This is a genomic window from Maridesulfovibrio salinus (assembly GCF_055394525.1).
In genome coordinates this window covers 3,635,864-3,654,928 of sequence record NZ_AP042461.1, presented here as the reverse complement: position 1 = coordinate 3,654,928, position 19,065 = coordinate 3,635,864, and the positions used below count along the sequence as shown (strand labels likewise).

General features: G+C 50.3%; 16 protein-coding genes. 6 read left to right on the top strand and 10 right to left on the bottom strand.

Translation table 11 applies throughout. The features are described from left to right. Positions 1-73 precede the first annotated feature (73 nt). From ACZ5PW_RS16830 to ACZ5PW_RS16815, 4 genes are all read left to right on the top strand, one after another. A complete protein-coding gene (locus tag ACZ5PW_RS16830) occupies positions 74-1,600 on the top strand; it encodes a F0F1 ATP synthase subunit alpha (RefSeq protein ID WP_464555808.1) in 1,527 nt (508 codons plus the stop codon). Continuing rightward, positions 1,587-2,447 carry a F0F1 ATP synthase subunit gamma gene (locus ACZ5PW_RS16825; RefSeq protein WP_464555805.1) on the top strand — a complete coding sequence of 287 codons (861 nt, stop codon included), beginning with the start codon at positions 1,587-1,589 and terminating at the stop codon, positions 2,445-2,447. The genes ACZ5PW_RS16830 and ACZ5PW_RS16825 overlap by 14 nt, the downstream gene beginning before the upstream one ends. Before the next feature lie 93 nt (positions 2,448-2,540). Next, positions 2,541-3,725: an AAA family ATPase gene (locus tag ACZ5PW_RS16820; protein ID WP_464555802.1), complete on the top strand. Its 1,185-nt coding sequence runs from the start codon at positions 2,541-2,543 to the stop codon at positions 3,723-3,725. Further along, the gene (locus tag ACZ5PW_RS16815) at positions 3,715-4,230 is read left to right on the top strand and encodes a hypothetical protein (RefSeq protein ID WP_464555800.1); all 516 of its coding nucleotides are present in this window, start codon (positions 3,715-3,717) and stop codon (positions 4,228-4,230) included. Before ACZ5PW_RS16820 ends, ACZ5PW_RS16815 begins: the two co-directional genes overlap by 11 nt. A gap of 114 nt (positions 4,231-4,344) precedes the next feature. Here the strand turns inward: ACZ5PW_RS16815 and ACZ5PW_RS16810 are convergent, their stop codons facing one another. Beyond that, a complete protein-coding gene (locus ACZ5PW_RS16810) occupies positions 4,345-5,763 on the bottom strand; it encodes a carbon starvation CstA family protein (protein ID WP_464555797.1) in 1,419 nt (472 codons plus the stop codon). Positions 5,764-6,040: 277 nt separating this feature from the next. On the opposite strand from ACZ5PW_RS16810, the gene ACZ5PW_RS16805 reads away from it, so the two are divergent. Next, the gene (locus ACZ5PW_RS16805; RefSeq protein ID WP_464555794.1) at positions 6,041-6,706 is read left to right on the top strand and encodes a Fic family protein; all 666 of its coding nucleotides are present in this window, start codon (positions 6,041-6,043) and stop codon (positions 6,704-6,706) included. A gap of 136 nt (positions 6,707-6,842) precedes the next feature. Here ACZ5PW_RS16805 and ACZ5PW_RS16800 read toward each other — a convergent pair whose 3' ends face one another. The 7 genes from ACZ5PW_RS16800 to ACZ5PW_RS16770 all read right to left on the bottom strand — a co-directional run bounded on the left by ACZ5PW_RS16800 (position 6,843) and on the right by ACZ5PW_RS16770 (position 12,873). Next, complete coding sequence (locus ACZ5PW_RS16800) at positions 6,843-7,409, bottom strand: flavodoxin family protein (protein WP_464555792.1); 567 nt, start codon at positions 7,407-7,409, stop codon at positions 6,843-6,845. A 137-nt stretch (positions 7,410-7,546) separates the two neighbouring features. Next, positions 7,547-7,909, bottom strand: a complete 363-nt coding sequence (locus ACZ5PW_RS16795) for a hypothetical protein (RefSeq protein WP_464555790.1) — start codon at positions 7,907-7,909, stop codon at positions 7,547-7,549. Positions 7,910-7,911: 2 nt separating this feature from the next. Then, the gene (locus ACZ5PW_RS16790; protein ID WP_464555786.1) at positions 7,912-8,346 is read right to left on the bottom strand and encodes a hypothetical protein; all 435 of its coding nucleotides are present in this window, start codon (positions 8,344-8,346) and stop codon (positions 7,912-7,914) included. A gap of 70 nt (positions 8,347-8,416) precedes the next feature. Continuing rightward, a complete protein-coding gene (locus ACZ5PW_RS16785) occupies positions 8,417-10,153 on the bottom strand; it encodes a LytS/YhcK type 5TM receptor domain-containing protein (protein WP_464555784.1) in 1,737 nt (578 codons plus the stop codon). A gap of 204 nt (positions 10,154-10,357) precedes the next feature. Beyond that, on the bottom strand, positions 10,358-11,206 hold the full coding sequence (locus tag ACZ5PW_RS16780) for a LytR/AlgR family response regulator transcription factor (RefSeq protein WP_464555783.1): 849 nt from the start codon (positions 11,204-11,206) through the stop codon (positions 10,358-10,360). 87 nt (positions 11,207-11,293) lie between these two features. After that, complete coding sequence (locus ACZ5PW_RS16775; RefSeq protein WP_464555782.1) at positions 11,294-11,968, bottom strand: D-lyxose/D-mannose family sugar isomerase; 675 nt, start codon at positions 11,966-11,968, stop codon at positions 11,294-11,296. Then, on the bottom strand, positions 11,968-12,873 hold the full coding sequence (locus ACZ5PW_RS16770; RefSeq protein WP_464555781.1) for a carbohydrate kinase family protein: 906 nt from the start codon (positions 12,871-12,873) through the stop codon (positions 11,968-11,970). The genes ACZ5PW_RS16775 and ACZ5PW_RS16770 overlap by 1 nt, the downstream gene beginning before the upstream one ends. Positions 12,874-13,215: 342 nt before the next feature. On the opposite strand from ACZ5PW_RS16770, the gene ACZ5PW_RS16765 reads away from it, so the two are divergent. Further along, the gene (locus tag ACZ5PW_RS16765; protein ID WP_464555780.1) at positions 13,216-15,369 is read left to right on the top strand and encodes an HD domain-containing protein; all 2,154 of its coding nucleotides are present in this window, start codon (positions 13,216-13,218) and stop codon (positions 15,367-15,369) included. Positions 15,370-15,556: 187 nt separating this feature from the next. On the opposite strand, the gene ACZ5PW_RS16760 is transcribed toward ACZ5PW_RS16765, so the two are convergent. Further along, positions 15,557-17,257: a zinc ribbon domain-containing protein gene (locus tag ACZ5PW_RS16760; protein ID WP_464555779.1), complete on the bottom strand. Its 1,701-nt coding sequence runs from the start codon at positions 17,255-17,257 to the stop codon at positions 15,557-15,559. Between the two features lie 253 nt (positions 17,258-17,510). Then, on the bottom strand, positions 17,511-18,917 hold the full coding sequence (locus ACZ5PW_RS16755; protein ID WP_464555778.1) for a sigma-54-dependent transcriptional regulator: 1,407 nt from the start codon (positions 18,915-18,917) through the stop codon (positions 17,511-17,513). Between the last annotated feature and the right edge of the window lie 148 nt (positions 18,918-19,065).

Below are 19,065 nucleotides of genomic sequence, written 5' to 3'. Positions count from 1 at the left end.
GGATTCTTAACCCCTTTTTCAAAAAGGGTTTAAGCCCCGGAGGGACCGCCGGTAGGCATGCCGGAGGCATAACATGGGATTCATATCAGAGAATATAGATCAGGCGCTGGGCGCGTATGAGAAGGGCCGCGAGGAAATGGACTACAGTCCCGAATCCCGCGAGGTCGGGCGGGTTCTTTCTGTCGCCCGAGGTGTTGCACAGGTGGAAGGGCTTGGTTCTGTCCGCTCCGAAGAGCTGATAATGCTTGGCGCGGACACACCCGCCATGGCGCTGGACCTTCTGCCGGACTCTATCGGGGTGGCCCTGCTCGGCGGAAATACAAATCTCAGGGCCGGGGACGAGGCCGTTCCTTCAGGAAGGGTTCTCAGTGTTCCGGTAGGTGACGCTCTGATCGGCAGGATTGTCGATCCGCTGGGCAATCCGCTGGATGACGGGCCCAAGCCGGAAACCTTTGAGACCCGGGTGGTGGAGGCCGAGGCCCCGCCGATTCTAAAGCGTGCCCCTGTGGATACTCCCATGGCGAGCGGCATAAAGGTCATCGACACCCTGATTCCCATCGGGCGAGGTCAGCGTGAATTGATTTTGGGCGACCGCCAGACCGGAAAAACCTCTATCGCTCTGGACATCATTCTCAATCAGCAGAAGGAAGATGTGGTCTGTGTCTACTGCGCCATCGGTCAGCGGAGTACTTCCGTGGCGAGGGTTATCGATACCCTCCGGGCAAATGGGGCCATGAGTTATACTTTTGTTGTGGTGGTTGAGGGAGATTCTCCCTCGGGCATGCAGTACATAGCCCCTTACGCGGCAACAAGCATGGCCGAGTATTTCATGGAGCAGGGCAAAGACGTTTTGATTATTTATGATGATCTGACCCGTCACGCGCAGGCCTACAGACAGCTCAGCCTGCTCATGCGCAGGCCCCCCGGTCGTGAGGCCTTCCCCGGTGATATTTTTTATATTCATTCAAGGTTGCTGGAGCGGTCCACAAGATTGAAGCCGGAGCACGGTGGCGGAACGCTTACAGCATTGCCTATCGTGGAAACCGAGGCCCAGAATATTTCGGCCTACATCCCGACCAACCTCATCTCCATAACTGACGGGCAGATTTATCTGTCACCTGTTCTTTTTCAGAAGGGCATGCTCCCGGCTATCGATGTGGGTAAGTCCGTATCCCGTGTGGGCGGCCGTGCCCAGCCTCCGGCATACCGCAAGGTTTCCGGTGATCTGCGGCTCAGTTATTCCCAGTTTCAGGAGCTTGAGGCCTTCGCAAGGTTCGGGACTCGTCTGGACAAGGATACCCGAAGCCGCATCGAACACGGTCTGAGGGTGCGTGAACTGCTTAAGCAGAACAGGTTCTCTCCGTTGACGGCATCTGAGCAGTTGGCCATTTTATGGACTGTCTCCCTGGGACTGCTTGATGAAGTTCCGCTGGATCGAATTGCTGATGCCCAGGAATTTCTGCTCGGTAAATTGAATGAGGGATTCGAGGCAATGGATACTTTGCCGCAGGCCGGTCCCGATGACGAAGTCTGGGATGCTCTGGAGAAATCCATAAGACATCACGTTGAGCAGTGGGGGAAGAATAATGCAGCAGCTTGAGGCCGTACGGAGGAAGATAGCCACAACAGGTGATCTGCTATCGGTCGTCAAAACCATGAAAGCTCTAGCTGCGGTTAATATCCGCCATTTTGAGCATGCCGCAAACGGTGTGGTCGAATACGCGGATGTCGTCAATCAGGGCTGGACTGTCTTTTTCCGAAATGCCGGGATTGTTCCGCGAGGTCCGCGGGATGGACGGGCCGTGCTGCTTGCGATCGGTTCCGATCAGGGCATGTGCGGACAGTTTAATGAAGTCGCGCGTGTCAAGACACTTGAAGCCGTTGAAAATTTGAACTCCGAAGGACACATGGTTTCCTGCTGGACCTGCGGGGAAAGGCTGAAAGGATCGCTCGAAGACGCGGGGGTTGATGTGGAGCTTAATTTCAGAGTGCCCGGAAGCCTGCGGGGAGTGAATACGGTAGTCGATGAGATCGAATTCAACCTGGAAGACTGGAAAAGCCATAAGGGAATGAACAGGTTCAGTATCGTAGGGAATCTGCATGTAAGTGACGGTGAAAAAGTCAGTGTAAACCATATTCTCCCATTGGCGCGCAGAAGCAACAGGAAGGACTGGAAAAACCGCTCGCTGCCGATGCTGAATGTGTCGACTGAAAGAATGTTCTCCACTCTTTTCCGGGAATATATCTACATATCGGTTTACGGGGCCATCGTGCAGTCACTGGCGGCGGAGAACAGCGCGCGTCTGGCGGCGATGCAGGTTGCGGAAAAGAATATCCTTGAACACGTGGAAGTGCTGGAGTCGGAATACCGCAACACCCGGCAGGGTACGATTACCGGAGAACTTCTGGATATTGTCGCCGGAGTGGAGGCTGTTGTCGGGGGGTGAGGATGGTTGTAATCAGATGTTATTCATTGTAGACGAATTTTAGTTTTATAAAAAAGGATAATTCAACCGTCCCAACCAATTTTCAGGTCTAAGATGATAACAAAGATTCAGCTCATTAATTGGAAGAGCTTTGCAGACGCAACTCTTTATATAGATCCCCTCACTGTTTTGATTGGAACAAACTCCAGTGGTAAGTCCAATGTTTTGGATGCCTTGGAGTTTGTAAGACGTATTGCTTCCGGGGTCGGTGTTGACAATGCGTTAGCTGGTGGTGGTGAACTGCCTCCTTTGCGGGGGGGGCGTGCAGGGGCTGTACGCAATGGAGCAGATGATTTTTCCATAAAGATACAAGTTGCAATCGGTGCTGATGAATATGAGTATTCTGTTTCTGTTGCTATAAGGAAGAATAAAGCGAGGATAGTAAAAGAATCTCTTGATTATATTAACGGTGACAAAAACCTCACTCTATTTGAGGGCGGTACGGATCTGTCATTTGTTTTCGGGAATAGCAATCTGACTGCTGAAATGCATAGATCTATGGGGCCTATTTCTGAACATCCTGAACATATAAATAATTTCCTAAGTATTAAAGAGGTATTTTCTAACCTTTTTCCTTTCAAGCCAATGCCCGAGCGTATGCGAGTCCCAACTCCTTTGTCCGAAGATTTAGCTTACAACGGATCAAATCTCGCCGGATTTCTTGCCAACCGTGAAGATAAAAAAGAGATAGAAGCACAACTGCTTAAGTTTATAACTGAATTGCCTGAAGGGGATATCACAGAAGTTTGGGCTGAAACTATCGGGCGTACCGGAACAAAAGCTGAATTGTACTGTAAAGAAGCATGGGGAAGCACCCAGGACGGAACTATCGTGGATGCCAACAGCATGTCAGACGGAACCCTTCGTTTTATCGCAATTCTTGTCGCCGTTCTGACAATGAAGCCCGGAAGCCTTATTGCAATCGAAGAACTTGATAATGGATTGCACCCTTCCCGTGCGGAACTTCTTTTGAGAGGACTCAGGGAGCTCGGCGCCGAGCGTGGAGTTGATGTACTCGCTGTGACACACAATCCTGCCCTGCTTAATGCTCTTGGCCCTGAGGGAATACCTTTTGTCTCAGTCGTGCATAGAGATTCGAACGGGAACAGCACAATTACCTTGCTTGAAGAAATTGAAAGGCTCCCCAAATTGATTGCAGGTGGGCCGCTTGGCGAGTTGGTGACTCAAGGCAAAATTCAGAGAGCACTGAAGGACGGGGAAGATTCGTATGCCCCGTAAAGTTCTGATTATTGATACTTCGATCCTTTGCGTCCATTTGCAGATACCGGGCAAAGAGACCTGCGGTCCCGATGCAGATAAATGGGATCATGACAGGGTTAAGCAGAAATTTGAGGATGAAGAAAAGGCTGGAACGACTTTTGTTCTTCCCATGGCAACACTGATAGAATGCGGGAATCATGTAAACCAGATTAAATCCGGTGGTTGTTATGATTTTGCCATGGGATTGGCTAAAATACTTGAAAAGGCAGCAAACGAGAAATCTCCATGGGCGGCTTTCACGGACCAATCATCTCTATGGAGTGGTGAACAGTTGTTAAAGCTTGCAAAAGAATGGCCAGAGCATTGTTCAACAATCGGTATCGGTGATTATACAATCAAAGATGTGGCTGAACTTTATGCGAAGGCTGGTAATCCCGTAGAGCTGCTGACTGGTGATAAAGGCCTTAAAGCTTATGAGCCAATAAAGCCAAGTGTGCAGCCTCGACGCCGACAAGCGAAGTAATTATTTACAGCTGATGATATATTTTTAAAGCCCGCCTGCTTGCGCAGACGGGCTTTTCTATCGGGGGTGGTATAGTGATTCTTCAGCGGATCATGTCCGGCGAAGTGAGGCTTTTTACTGTGCTTCCTGAACTGCCTTGGGGTTAACATACTTCACGAGGAAGAATGCCATCGCGGCGATTGCGGCTGCGATACCGATCAGGATTGAGATGTTCATGTCGAGTCCGAAACCGATCTTTGCCTGCGCGATGAAGGTGGTGACAACTGCAGTCATGAAGGTTGCGGGTACGGAAGCGATCCAGTGGAACTTGGCTTTCTGGGCAAGGTATACAGCGGCGGTCCAGAGTACCAGCATGGACAGGCACTGGTTGGAGAAGCCGAAGTATCTCCAGATTGCGGAGAAGTTCTGGGTGGAGATAACGTAACCGAGTGCGAACAGGGGTACTGCGATCAGCAGACGCTTGATGGCGGGACCCTGATCCATCTTGAAGGTTTCCGCCACGATCAGACGGGTTGAGCGGAAAGCGGTGTCACCGCTGGTGATGGGCAGAACAACAACCGCGATGATAGCGAAGATGCCGCCAACAGGTCCGAGCAGGGAGTTTGCTACTTCGGATACCACCGCGGAAGGTGAACCGGCGGCGATAACAGCGTTGAGAGCTTCGGGGGATTCATAGAAGGACAGGCCGAGAGTACACCAGATGAGGCCGATGATTCCTTCGATGATCATTGCGCCGTAGAATACGGGACGGCCTTCTTTTTCATTTTTAACACAGCGGGCCATAAGCGGAGACTGTGTGGCGTGGAAGCCGCTGATTGCACCGCAGGACAGGGTGATGAAAAGCAGGGGCCAGATCGGCCTTCCGGTGGGGCTTGTGTTAACAGTGAAGTCGAGGTTGGGCAGCATGGTGTGGCCGCTGAACATAAGGGCAACCGCCAGAGATATGGTCATGACGAGCAGCAGTGCGCCGAACAGGGGGTAGAGGCGGCCTATGAGTTTGTCGATGGGCAGGATGGTAGCGAGGAAATAGTAACCGAAAATACAGGCCACGAGGATTCCGGTTTCAATTCCGGTCAATCCGGTGAGCAGTTTTGCGGGAGCGAGAACGAATACAACGCCGACCAGCATGAGCAGAACAAAAGCGAATACACGCATGACCTGGCGGGCGGACATGCCGAGGTATTCACCTACGAGTTCGGGTACGGATGCGCCGTTGTTGCGGATGGAAAGCATGCCGCTGAAATAGTCGTGAACCGCACCGGCGAAGATACAGCCGATAACAATCCAGATGAGGGCAACAGGGCCGTAGAGCGCACCGAGGATGGGGCCGAAGATGGGGCCGATTCCGGCAATGTCCAGCACCTGAATGAACATGAGTTTCCACATGGGCATGGGCATGTAGTCCACGTCATCACGCATGGCGTATGCGGGAGTGGTGCGCTGGGCGTCCGGGGCAAAGGCGTTGTCCACGAATTTACCGTAAAGAAAGTATCCAACGATAAGTGATGCCACACAGGCAAAGAAAAATAGCATAATAAGGTCCTCCGTTCCTTGAGCTGATAAAAAGTATGCGCTCTTGTTGCACAGAGAACCGGGGGGATTCCACGGTTTGTGTCTGAAGTGTCGTTTTCGGTGTCTGAAATGACTTATGGGGGATGAAGTGACCGGATTATTGTCTGAGTGTGAGATATATGGTTTTACTGGCGAGTCCGGCAGTGTGAAATTGACAGCTGCATGAAATGAAAATATTCTTCCAGAAATTTTAATATGCTGCGTTGGCCGCGGTGTTCTATTTAACTTAGGGGTTCACATGCATCCTGATAAGAAAAAAGCCTTATTCGTTGCCCGTAAAATTTTTACCGAACTGGTTTTTGATACGCAAAAGCTTGAAGGGATGCCTTTTACTTTTCCAGAGGTTCAGACCTTTATTCAGGGGATTACTGTCGGCGGTCACAAAATATCAGATGCGGAAAAATTGAAGCAGCAGGTATTGGGCTGGGAAGTCCTGCTTGGTTTGGCGGAATCTGGAAAATTTGAGATAAGCAAGAGTATCGCATGTGATCTGCAGGCAGTTATTGCTAAGGATGAAGCTCTGGAGGTCGGGTGTTTCCGTTCCGGGCAGGTCGGTATTGCCGGAACAGATTATAGTCCCCCCATGCCTGAGGAACTGGACGGAGTTTTTCAGAGATCAATGGAATCAATTTTGTCTGAAGAGTCAGTTACTGTTCAAGGGTATCTCTTGCACCTGCTTTTCGCCCGTAATCAGTTTTTTTATGATGGTAATAAAAGAACAGGGCTTTTAATGATGAACGGTCATCTGTTATCGAATGGATACCCGCCTGTGTCTATCCCGGCCAGATTGCTGGCTGAGTATAACGCCGGGATGATCGAATATTACGAAAGCGGAGATCCCGCTGAGATGCTTTCTTTTATTAAGGAATGCCATGAAAAACTCGGGGCAAAATTCGGATTTTGATTCAGTTTCAGAACAGTTTCCTATCTATATAATAAAGCCTGACACGAAAAATCGTGTCAGGCTTATTTCTTTCAAAAAGATTAGGGGGAGGTGGTTCAGCGGTTGATGCACCGTTGGATAAACGCCTTACAAATCCTTACCCGACGAGTTCCTTTGCGAACTCAGCGGCTTTCTGTCTGGCTTCATCCCCGAGGTTGTCGGGGTTTTTACAGCCGCCCATGAAGAGGGTGGCGGTGTGGTTGGTCATGTGTGGTTTCTTCATTCTGGAAAATGCGGTGAATGTTTCTGCCGCGTTGTTTTCGTAAGGGCCGCCACCGGTTACCAGAAAGCCGTGACGCTGATCCTTGATGAGGGAGTCATGGTCCGGCTGGTGGTAGTTGACGTACAGGCTGTAGGTTCTGTCGATAACTGTCTTGAGCTGTGCGGAAGGACCCCAGAAGTAGAGTGGGGAAGCGAAGACTACCGCGTCGGATTCAACCATGCGCTCCAGAATTTCCGGGATATCGTCTTTGATGACGCAACCGATTTCATCCGGTTTTTCCTTGCATTTCGCACAGGCGATACAGCCGTTGAGATCTTTGTCATTGAGATAGACCGATTCAACTTCGTGACCCATTTCCTTGAGATCTTCTTCAACCCAGCCAAGAATTTTAGCTGTGTGTCCATTTTTACGGGCACTGCCCTGAAGACATAGAATTTTCATATTCCGCTCCTGAATTTTATCATGATTATTAGGAAAGACAGCTTAGCCTGCCGGTTATTGACAGGCAGAAATATTGTGGTGAGAAGCTAAGCAAGAATCAATGGAAGTGCAACGGGCAAAAGTCGGAGAAACTTAAATCAGTGCATATTCTTCAGTTCCGCCACAACTTCATCAACAGCGTGGCTGAAAAGTTTCATTACCTGCCCTTCGGTCTGGGGGCGTCCTTTCTTGAATATGAAAATGGGAACGGCCTTGTTTTTCTTTTCCGAATAGAAATAAAAAAGCCGCAGCCCTTTGCGAGCTGAAATGCGCAGCATGGAAATCGCGACTCTGACCTTGCGCAGCGGCATGGTGTTGAGGCCCCGGTATACAACGCCCCCGGCTGGCTTCCTGATTATCTGGCTTTTGGCTTTGACGATATCCTTCCGGGCCTGCGGGTATTTCTTGAGCAGGCTTTTTTCGTAACGCAGGTAGGCATCTGTTTCCTGTAGCTTGAGCAAGTTTAAAGAACCTCCTCAAGCTCGCAGAGGGAGCTCTGTATCTTGGGATCGGAAACAATTGCGAGATCAAGTATAAGATCGTTCCAGTCGATAACCGGTCCGGTTAGCCTTCTTCCGGCCCAGCGGGCCAGCGGGGAGTCCATTGTTAAAAGTCTTGTATGTGCGGAGACAAGTTTGTCTCTAAGTCCCGATGCCCTGTCAAAAACAACAGCGCAATCGCCACCGCTGCCGATGTTGCAGGAAGCCCCGTGCCAGTCTTTAAGAAAGCCCCTTATTACCGCGCGGCTGAACCCTTTTATTACATACAGAGTCTTCAGCGAGCACAGCAGATCCTTTGCGGTAGGAGAACTGGAATGTACCGTGTCGTACAGGCAGTCGATTCTTTCAGCAAAGGAGTTCAGCAGACGTTTGTTGCGGAATTTTCTGTGAGTGCTCATAGGTGTCCGGTCCGTGCAATGGATTTCATTTACACCCATTTTAGAGCAGCTGCATCATTAAATCAAGGTGTCAGCCCGCGCCAAGCACAAACTCCTGCATCTGTACCGCGGTTTTAAGTTTGGGAACCCTGAATTTAATCTCGGTTCCCTGTCCGACTCTGCTTTTTATTTCCATCTTGTATTGAGGTCCGTAAATCTGTTCCAGCCTTCTGATGCAGTTGCGGACCCCGATGCCTTTTTCACGGGAGTCGATTTTCTTGCGTTCGTATATGTGATCTATGCGGCTTTGGTCCATACCGATGCCGTCATCATTGATTCTGATATGCATTTCTTCATTTTCACAATGAATATGTATGGAAACAGTTCCTCCGTCCTCACGTCCAAGGATTCCATGTTTCACGCTGTTTTCCACCAGAGGCTGGATGATGAGAGGCGGTATAGGCCAGTCAAGGCATTCATCCGCAACCTGTAATTCTAAATTGATACGATCACCGAAGCGGGCTTTCTCGATGGCAAGATAACTCTGCAACTGGGCCAGCTCCTCGTGCAGCGGGACATATCCACGGCTGCTGTCGAGGTTTTTGCGCATGTATTTGGAGAGTTCCTGCAGCAGTTCACGGGCCCGGTCCGGGTTGGTGCGGCAGAATGAAGTAACCGTGTTCAGGGAGTTGAAAAGGAAATGCGGGTTGATCTGGGCCTGCAGGCGGCGGATTTCCGCATGGGCCAGCATCTGTTCCTTGACCTGTATTTCTTCGAGCTCCAACTGGGTGGAACAGAGATTTGCAAGACCTTTAGCCATTTCAAAGGAAAGCAGATCAAGCTGGTTTTTGCGTGTTCCGTAAAGCTTGAGGGTTCCCACAACCTGACCGTTTTTGTGCAGGGGAACTACGGCGGCTGAAGTGAAAGGGCATCCCTTGTGATTGCAGCCTATTTTACTGCTGGAATCAAGAAAGATGGGCTCTTCTTCTCTGAGAACATGAAGCGTGGATTCTGTCCTGATCTTTTTGCCGGGCAGGTGGTGATCCACTCCTTCACCAACATGGGCCAGAACATTGACGTTATCCGTGATAGCAACAGCCGCAACGGACATGTGGGCATGGATGATTCTGGCGGTTTCCTTGGCGGAATCAATAGTCAGTCCGGATCGCAGGTGGCTGACTGTAAGGTTGGCGATATCAAGAATGTGCTGCGCTTTAACAGAATCCTGCTTGGTTCCGTATCTGAAAACAATATTGATCACCTGCGCGAATATTGCGGCCCCGAAGGTGTTCAGCACGATCATGGGCATCGCTATCAGCTCCACAAGTTTCAGCGCTTCTTCGTATGGATGCGAAAGGTACAGTACCATGACCATATGGATTATCTCACCCACAAAAGCCAGTCCCGCCGCTGCCCGCCAGTCCATCCGGTTGCTTAAACGGGTGGCGATCAGTCCGGCCGCAAGTCCTTCTAGCATTGTGGCCAGTCCGCAGGGAACCGCGCTGAATCCACCGAAGTCAATGAGGATACGGTGTCCTCCGGCGATTAATCCCGCGCCAAGCCCCACCAGTGGACCACCGAACAGTCCTCCGGTGATTACAGCCATGGCCCGCAGATTCGCCACAGACTGAAAAACGAAGTTACCACCGTATGTGCCGAGTATTCCGAACACACCGAATATCAGAATCTGCAGCATGGTGTTGCTTTTTTTATATTCCTGCCGGAATCCGATGCGGTGGATCGGGGTAATTGTCAGCAGTAGAAATGATCCGGCAACAATCAGCCCGAATCTTTCCGCAAGAGTAATTATCAATGTTTCTGGATTCATAATATTTTTAATGCCGTAAACATAGGCGAAGCCGTATTAAAGTTTTGGGATTCTTAAACGCTAGAGAGAATAAACTTTCTACTCCGCACAATTGCCAGTAACCCTCGGCGAAGCCCTATTAAAAAGTTTTGGGATTCTTAAACCCTTTTCCAAAAGGGTTTAAGCCCCCGGAGGGCCGCCGGAGGCAGACGAAGCTAGGCTAAATTAAGCCAGTCCCAGACGTTGGCGGAAGTCTTTCACGCGTCCTTTGCTGATGATAATTTCTTCTTCATCGATATACTTCATGGTCACGACATACTTCCCGTTAAACCAGGGCGCGAAATCCCGTACATGGGTCAGGTTCACCATTTCGCCGCGATTGGTACGGAAAAAGGGTTGTCCTGCCAGACGTTCCTCAAGCTTGTCCAGAGTTTTGTCTCCATAACAGGGAAACACTCCCTTGGCGGTGTAGACCATTATTTTTCGCTCCTCCACCCGGCAGAGTATTACATCTGCTGGCTCAAGCAGCAGTATCCTTCCGCTTGCTTCCACAGATATCCGCAGAACTTTCTGCCCGAGCCCCATGGTGCTGAGCAGGGCGTTCATATCCGGCATTTCAACCTTCTCTTCACAATTGGCGAATACCAGACAGCGGGCCCTTTCAATGCTTTTCCCCAGTCTTTCGGTGGAGAGCGGCTTCAATATGTAATCAACGGCATTTTCTTCAAAGGCTCTGAGGGCGTACTCATCGTAAGCGGTGGCAAATATGACCAGCGGAGGATTCGGAAACTCCATTATTTCCTGAAGTACATGGAATCCGTTTTTGCCCGGCATCTGAATGTCGAGAAAGACGAGTTCCGGCTCCATCTCCCTTATCAGGCTGATCCCTTTGCTGGCGGATGTGGCGGTTCCGATGATTTCGATATCCTCAAAATCGGAAAGCAGAAAGCTCAGCTCATCAAGGGCCGGGGATTCATCATCTATGAGTATGGTGCGTATTTTATCTGGTACGGGCATGGTCGGGATGTCTTTGAAGACGCGTTTAAGGTGTCTTGATAGCTGAATGGTAAGCATGATGCTTGAGATAGGCAAGTTTACCGGAGGCGCAAAAAAAAGCCGTACTGAAACAGCACGGCCTAAAAATCTTAATCCAAACCCTGTCTACACATACTTCTCATAATCCGTAACCAGCAGATGAACGGGCTTTTCGTCCTCATCCACTTCCGGGAAACGGGGCAGGGGCTCTTCGAAACGGTTGTCGCTGTTGTCATCATTTACTGCGCTTACTTCTCCGACCAGCACATCTCCGGTTCCTTTCTGACAGTAGAAGCAGTGGTACATTCCCGGCTCAAGGCAGATACTTTCCCCCGGTTCAAGGATTACTTCCCCGCCCGCTTCTATGGTACGTTTAAAGCCGTCAACACTGACTTCAAGGGGCTTGTCGGAAAGATCCTCGTTCTCATCGGAACCGTAAAGCCTGATGACCAGATTGCCCCCGGCGCGGTTGATGATGTCCTCACGCTTCGACCAGTGAAAATGCATGGGGCAGAGCTGTCCTTCACGCAGAATCATTATTTTTTCCGCATAAGGCTTGGGGTCTCCTGTTTTGAGGTTGCCGTTGCGGATGGTGAAAAGTATCAGGCCGAGGCTGTCGAAATCCCCCTTGCCGTAATCGGTGAGGTCCCAGCCCAGCATGTTGCGCACGACTTCGCTGTCTCCCTTGCCTTTCCAGTCCTCGGGAGACCAGAAAGCCCATTTGGGAAGATTGAAATGATGCTTCGCGTAAAAATCCTTCGCTTTGATTATGAGAGCGTTTATTTCGCTTCTTTTCATCATTATTCTCCTTCAGCGGAAGAGGGCCGGATTAATCTGAATTCTTCGGGAACTTCAGGCATGGCCCCTTTGTGTGAACAGACATAAGCTGCCAGCCTGTTGGCATGTTCGCTTATTTCTTCGAGGGTATGTTCTTTTATCAGCCCGATGACAACCGCGGCGGTGAAGGCGTCTCCCGCTCCGATGGTGTCCGCAAGTTTTTCCGTTTTATACCCTTTACTCTCCACGTAACGGTCCTGGCTGAGCAGTATGCTGCCCTTATCTCCTCTGGTGAGCACGGAGAGCATGAGGTCGAACTGCTCGTTGAGTGAGGCCAGTTTTTCCCCGTGGTCGCCTTCAAGTCCGAACATGGGCGAGATTATATCTATTTCTTCATCATTGAGCTTGACTATATCGGCCCTCTCCAGAGATTTGCGGATAATCTCTTCCGTGTAGAAATCCTGACGCAGATTCATGTCGAAAATTTTGAGGGCTTTCGGTGTTGCATCGAGAAATACATGAATGGCGCTGCGGGAAGCCTCGCTGCGCTGAGCCAGAGTTCCGAAACATACCGCGTCCACCAGAGGAGCCAGACTCAAAGCCATGGGGTTGAGTGTAAGATGGTCCCACGCCGTGTCTTCGGGAAAGGTATAGCTTGCAATGCCGTTACTATCCACGCTGGCTTCCACATATCCGGTGGGATAGCTGTGCTTGGTGCTGACGGCTTCAAGGTTCAGGCCCCTTTTTTCCAGTTCAATAACGGCCCGCCTGCCGCGCTCGTCCGAACCGATGGTGGAAACCGCGATGGCCTCGGCGCCAAGGGCTCCGGCATGGTAGGCGAAGTTGACCGGAGCACCGCCTATTTCTTCGGAATCTTCAAGAACGTCCCATAATATTTCGCCCAGCCCGGCTACAAGAATTTCCGCCATTTTAACTCCATGGATATGATAAATCTAAAATAATACACTAAGGATCGGGAGATGAATTTCTCCATAATATGAACCTCTTTTTTGACAAACAACGCGCCAAATTGCGAGTTTTTTCTGTGCGCTTCAGTTTTTGAAAATACCCGCCGGTTCTTTATTCATTATCCTTTATCCTTTTTTTCACTGTAATTTACAAGTATCTAAGTTTTTTCTTTTTCTTTTCCTCTCGGCAATAAAGCAGAATAATTGTTAAATTATGTTACGTTGATTATTTATGCTTGACTTCATTGAAGAAATATAAAGGATATGAAATGAAGAACTGCTTTTAATATTCAGGGAGTTTTCATGACACAGGGCAAGATGGATATGCCGGCATTAAGCGAGTATGAGAAACGGATTTCGGAGTGGCTGCCGGAACGCGATAAAGAAGGGAATGAAATGGTTTTGAAGGCACTTGCCTTCGCATACCATCTTCACCGTACTCAACGCCGCAGGTCCGGTGAACCCTATATTGAACATCCGGTGGCTGTTACCCTTATTCTTGCCAATGAATTCAACGTTCATGTTCCTGATATTCTCACGGCGGCCCTGCTCCATGATGTTGTGGAAGATGTGGACGAGGTCACACTGGGAGAGATAAAACGTAAGTTCGGCACTACTGTGGCTGACCTAGTTGACGGCTGTACCAAGCTCAGCAGCTCCAATATCGATAAAAAGCAGCTCAAATCCCTCACTCATGATAAGATATTTCTCAAATCCGGCCGTAATATCGGCGTACTGACCATCAAGCTCGCCGACCGTCTTCATAATCTTCGCACCCTCCAGCATCTTCCCCCGGCAAAACGCCAGCGCATTGCCCGTGAGACAATTGATGTTTACGCTCCTCTGGCCACAGTGCTCAACATGTTCCCCCTCAAGCGCGAGATGTACGAACTTTCCATTACCCATTTTTACAGCAAGAAGTGTAAAAAGATTCTCAGGCGGATCAGGGAGATTGAAAACTCACCGGAGGCGCATGAACTGCGTGAAGGAATAGAGGATAGGGTTTGTTCCGAATTTCCGGGAAGCGAGATCAGGTTCCGGCCTAAAGGACTTTCCAATTACTATGATCCGGTTACGGAGCGGCTAAGCCTCAGCAATTCAAGGGATGTGGCGGACTATACCGTTGTGCTGGATACGGATTCAATGCTCGACTGTTACCGGGTTCTGGGCATCGTCAATACCGGCTTCAAGGTTGTGCCGAGGACCATGCGCGATTTCATTACTAATCCGAAAACCAACGGATACCGCAGTCTGCATGTCCGAATCCGGGGCGATAAAGTCAACTATCTGGTCAAGATCAGAAGTTCGGAAATGGATGACTGGGCTAATTTCGGAATGTTCAACCAGTGGCAGGAAGAGCATCCTTTCAATGAAGAGCACTGGGATGAAGTCAGCTCACTTCTGGAAAGCACTGCCCGTTATGCCGGAGCGGCAGGCAAAAGCGCGCTTCTGCATATTTCAGAGGAAGAGGAAATTTTTGCTTATTCGCCGGCCGGTGATGTTTTTTATCTTCCCAAAGGATCAACCGTTCTGGATTTCGCCTTTAAGGTTCATACCGGTCTGGGAGAGAAATGCAGTTATGGGATTGTGGATGGACAGAAGGTTTCCCCGGTTCATGAAATTAGTGAGGGGGCGACAGTCCAGATTGTTCAGTCTGAGGAACCTCTTGACGCCTCTCCAAGACTGGAAAGTTTCTGCCGCAGCCACAGGGTCAAGTCGCATGTGGCCCGCTTGATGAGGAAGAAGCTTTCCGCTTACGCGGCCGGCCTCGGAGAGTCTATTCTGGAGCAGGCCATGCGCCGCCACGGTCTGCCTGTCGATTGCCTTGAAGGTGATTTTCTTGGCGAGATTCTGGCGATTCTGAATATTGATTCTTTACGTACCCTGCATTCACTTATCGGGCAGAGCAGGCTTAAGACTCAGCTTGTAATTTATTATATTCTGGATTTTTATGAAGGTGAATTGGGTGAAAGGTCTGATACAGATCCTCTGACCGGTGAAAAAATGTACCATCTTAAATTCGGGGAGCTGGTTCCGGGAATTCACAAGATGTCTAACTGCTGCAGTCCTTTTCCGGGGGAGGATGGACTGGTTGCCGCTTTGAGTGAGCGAGGTGTAGCCCTGCACCGGTCCGGATGCGCGGAGCTAGCCCGCAAGATAAAGCCCGCAGACGTTGTTTATAAAGTTGAATGGGATCTTGCCTGCCGTTGGACTAGGGAGAAACTTTTCAAAATAGATATGCACGGGATGGCTGAAAGCAGCCGTATTTTCCGGGTGCTGAGCGGTATGGACGATTGCGGGCGTGTTCTTGAAATGAGTTTTGATGAAGATAAGAAAACATGCAGCATGGCAGCTGTCTTCGGTTCAATTTCTCAGTGCCGTAATTTTGCCCGCGGCTTTGAGAATGTCAGTCTCGGGGTTTCAGAATATTACGATCTTTTGCAAAAAGACAGCTGAGCGGATCAGGTTCTTTCGACCCCGTATGGGACTGGCGAAGCCCTGAACTCATAATATTCTGCCTGCCGGGAAAGCACCGGATGCATGGCGGAGGATTAATCCCGCAAATAAACGTAAATATAAAAGGCCCGCGCTTTTTTTAAAGTGCGGGCCTTTATGTGATTGGTGGTCAGGTTGGAGGATCAGATTATTCCGCCCGGTGGATAACCATCTGGTTGAAAGGAATGTTCCAGTCGTATTCTGTGCAGGCCTGAACGCTGTAGCGCTGCAGTGCCCTGAGCAGACGTCCGTACAATGCGGCTGTTTCTCCGTGAAAGTCGGCTATTATCACCAGATTGAGGGATGATGCTCCGGCAGACTCAAACTCAACGTTCAGATTGAGCAGGTGCTTGTCGTATCCATCTTCCGCGATGCGGGCGGCGATAAATTCCTTGGCTTTTTCGAGGATTGAAGAGGTCGATTCAGCCTGCAGGCTGTAGTCGATGCCGAACACTGATTTAAGCCTGAAGTTGCGGGAGAGGTTCTTGGGGTTCAGGCCGAGAAAGTCCGAGGTCTGGTAGGTTACATAGGCCCCTCCGCGCTGGACCAGTTCAACCATGTCCGGAGACTGGCTTATTACCTTGCCGCGTACTCCGTCCGAAAGGATAACCCAGTCGTTGATGGCACAGGGGAACCATGGTTCATTCCGGCCTACGGGGCGGGAGTTGATGTCGGACATTTCCGCAATGGGAAGGCGTATCCTGCTGGGGCTCAAGGCCGGGTTTTTCAGCCTGCAGAAAAGCTGTAGGCTTTCAACCATCCACGGAACGCCGTTGTAGATTATGCGTTCGTTTTCTCTTACCGAACCCAGGTTCAAAATAAGTTTGACCTGCTCATAGTAGCGGGTGAATCCTTCACGGGCGGTCCATAGCGCGCCGAGAATAAAAATGATCGCGATGCTGAGCAGGAACCAGTCCCCGGAAACATACAGGGTGAATAGGGAAGCCGCTGTTGCCGCAAAGACTGTCATGAAAAGCAGTACAACTTCAAACAGCCTGATATAAAAAGGTCTCTCCTTCGCCTTGAACGCGGGGTGGTATTTTTTAAAACCCCTGTCAATACTGCGGAAAAGCAGAAAAACACCGGCAAAAGCGAGCAGGGCTATCAAAATATTCTTGCCCCGGCTCTTGAAGAAAACGGCCATGATCTGCTTTGTGGATTCAAAGAATGATTTCTCGTCTTCCATCAGGTCCTGCAGTTCAAAGCGGGCAACATCCAACTGGTTGGTGATGTCCGTTTTTCTGCTGACGAATTCTTCCTTTAGCTTCTGCAGTTCACCTTTGAGGACTTTAGCCTCTGTGGAGGCTATGAGCAGGTCTATGTTTTCTATAGCTTCCTGCGCTCTGGGAAGTTTTGCTTCAAAGTAGGCAACCCTGCTTTTCAGCTTTTCAATCTGCCGGGGCCGCTTGGTCATTTCCTTGAGTTCGTGAACAAGGGGCTTGACCAGCGTTTCGATTTCTTCCCGCCAGGCGAATCCCTGTTGGGCCTCTTCTTCGAAAACAGAGACATCTATCCCGGTGGCCACCTTTATGAAGTTATCTTCCACATGTTCAAGCTGCTGCTGAAGCTCCCTGATTTCCATGGTCAGGGCTTCCTTGTCCATGGTGTGTGCGCTTTTGAGCTTGTTCCGCGCGATGCGGATTTGCGTGTCCAGTTCTGACTTGTAGCGCAGCAGATTGACGAGGGTGGCGGTCTGGGTCGGAGAGGTGCTTATCTTTTCAATCGCTTCAACCTTGGCGGGATCGATCGGGGGCTGCTGCTGGGCCGAGCATACCCCTGCCGTGATAATTAATAATGAGGCAAGCAGGAGCTGAATTGATAAAAGTTTTTTGAAAGTTGATTTTCCCATATGAATTCTCCGGATAAGCGCGTGAATTGCAAAACACACTGTTTTTACTGGTTCTTCAGTGTTTTTGGGTTTTGAAGTGATGTATCATTTACAGAAGTTATAGCATACTCCATTAAACCGGGGCCAACAAGGAATTATGGCTCCCCGGTAAGGAGAAAAGAGGCTTGTAGATCAGTTGGAGGGATTTGGGAAGTATATTCTTCCGTCTGATTCTTATGGATATTCTGCAGAGCAGAGTATGCTGGCAGGGTGACTAGGGCCTGTCTTTGAAATTCTCTGCGCTGAGATTGAAGCGGGATATCATTTTCTGTACCGCTACTCTGGAAAGTCCCGAAATCCGGGCGGCCTTTGATATGTTACCTTCGGTAAGGTTGAGTACATCGCAGATGTAGCTGCGGCTGAAGCTGTCCACCAGTTGCTGCTTGGCATCCTTGAAAGGTATGCAGGTCCCCGAAGTCTCGTCCGGTCCGCTGCCTGTCCTGCCTTCGGCAATGTCCACCGCCTGCATGGTCACCACTTCCCCGGTGCTGAAGACAGCCAGCTTGCGCATGGTGTTCTGGAGTTCGCGGACATTTCCCGGCCACTGCTGGGCGGAGAGGTAGCCTACTACCGCCGGATCAAGCTCCTTTTCCGGCAGGCCGAGTTCTATGCAGGCTTTCCGGACAAAGTAGCGGGCCAGAAGAGGGATGTCCCCGGGGCGGTCTTTGAGCGGGGGAAGATTCAGTGGCAGGACATTCAGTCTGTGGTAAAGGTCTTCCCGGAAAGTTTTTTCATTGACCCGTGCCGGAAGATCCTGATTCGTGGAAGCCAGCACCCGCACATCAATGGTTCTCGAGCGGTCGGACCCCACGGGACGGATTTCACCTTCCTGCAGAACTCGCAGCAGTTTGGCCTGTGTTTCAAGGGGGATGTCACCGATTTCATCCAGCAGGATAGTCCCGCCGTCCGCCCGGCTGAACAGTCCCTCACGGTCATTGTCCGCTCCGCTGAACGCGCCTTTGACGTGTCCGAACAGTTCGCTTTCCAGCAGGTTTTCGGGAATGGCGGTGCAGTTGACGGTAACGTATGCCTTATCCGCTCTGGTACTGGATTCCCGGACCATTCCGGCCACCAGTTCCTTTCCTGTGCCGGATTCTCCCATGATCAGAACATTGTAATCAGTCCGGGCAACAGCCCCGATAGACTGCTTCAAGCGCTGCATGACCGGACTCTGGCCCAGAAGTCTGTCTTTGCGCTGTTCAAGCTGGCGGCGCAGCCACAGGTTTTCGTGGAGCAGGCGGCTGCGTTCCAGCCCTTTGTTGATGACTCTGAAAAGGTTTTCCGGTTCAATGGGCTTGGTTACAAAGTCGTAGGCTCCTGCTTTCAGCGCTTCAACGGCGGTTTCCACTGTGCCGTGGGCGGTAAGCATCACCGCGGAGAGGGAGTCTGAGCTGTTAAGGGCGGATTTAAGCAGTTCCAGTCCGCTCATTCCCGGCATCTGAAGGTCGCTGATCATCAGGCTGACATCGTTCTCTTCCAGTATTGAAAGGGCCTGTTCCCCGTTGAAAGCAGTAAGGACCCCGGTCTCGGGAAAAGTGCTTTCAACAAGCCTTTTGACTCCTTTGGCAAAGTCTTCCTCGTCATCAACAATGAGTATTCCGGGATTTCCTGATTCCAGCATATCTATCCTTGAGGCTTTGCCAAAAGGCGAAGCACGGGTATCTTAATAATTATGTGGCGGCCTTTGTTACAGTGGCTGCTTCAACTCAAATCTTAAATTCGCTTTGTCTGGAATTCAAGCAGTGTTATTTCCGCTAATCTGAGGGCTG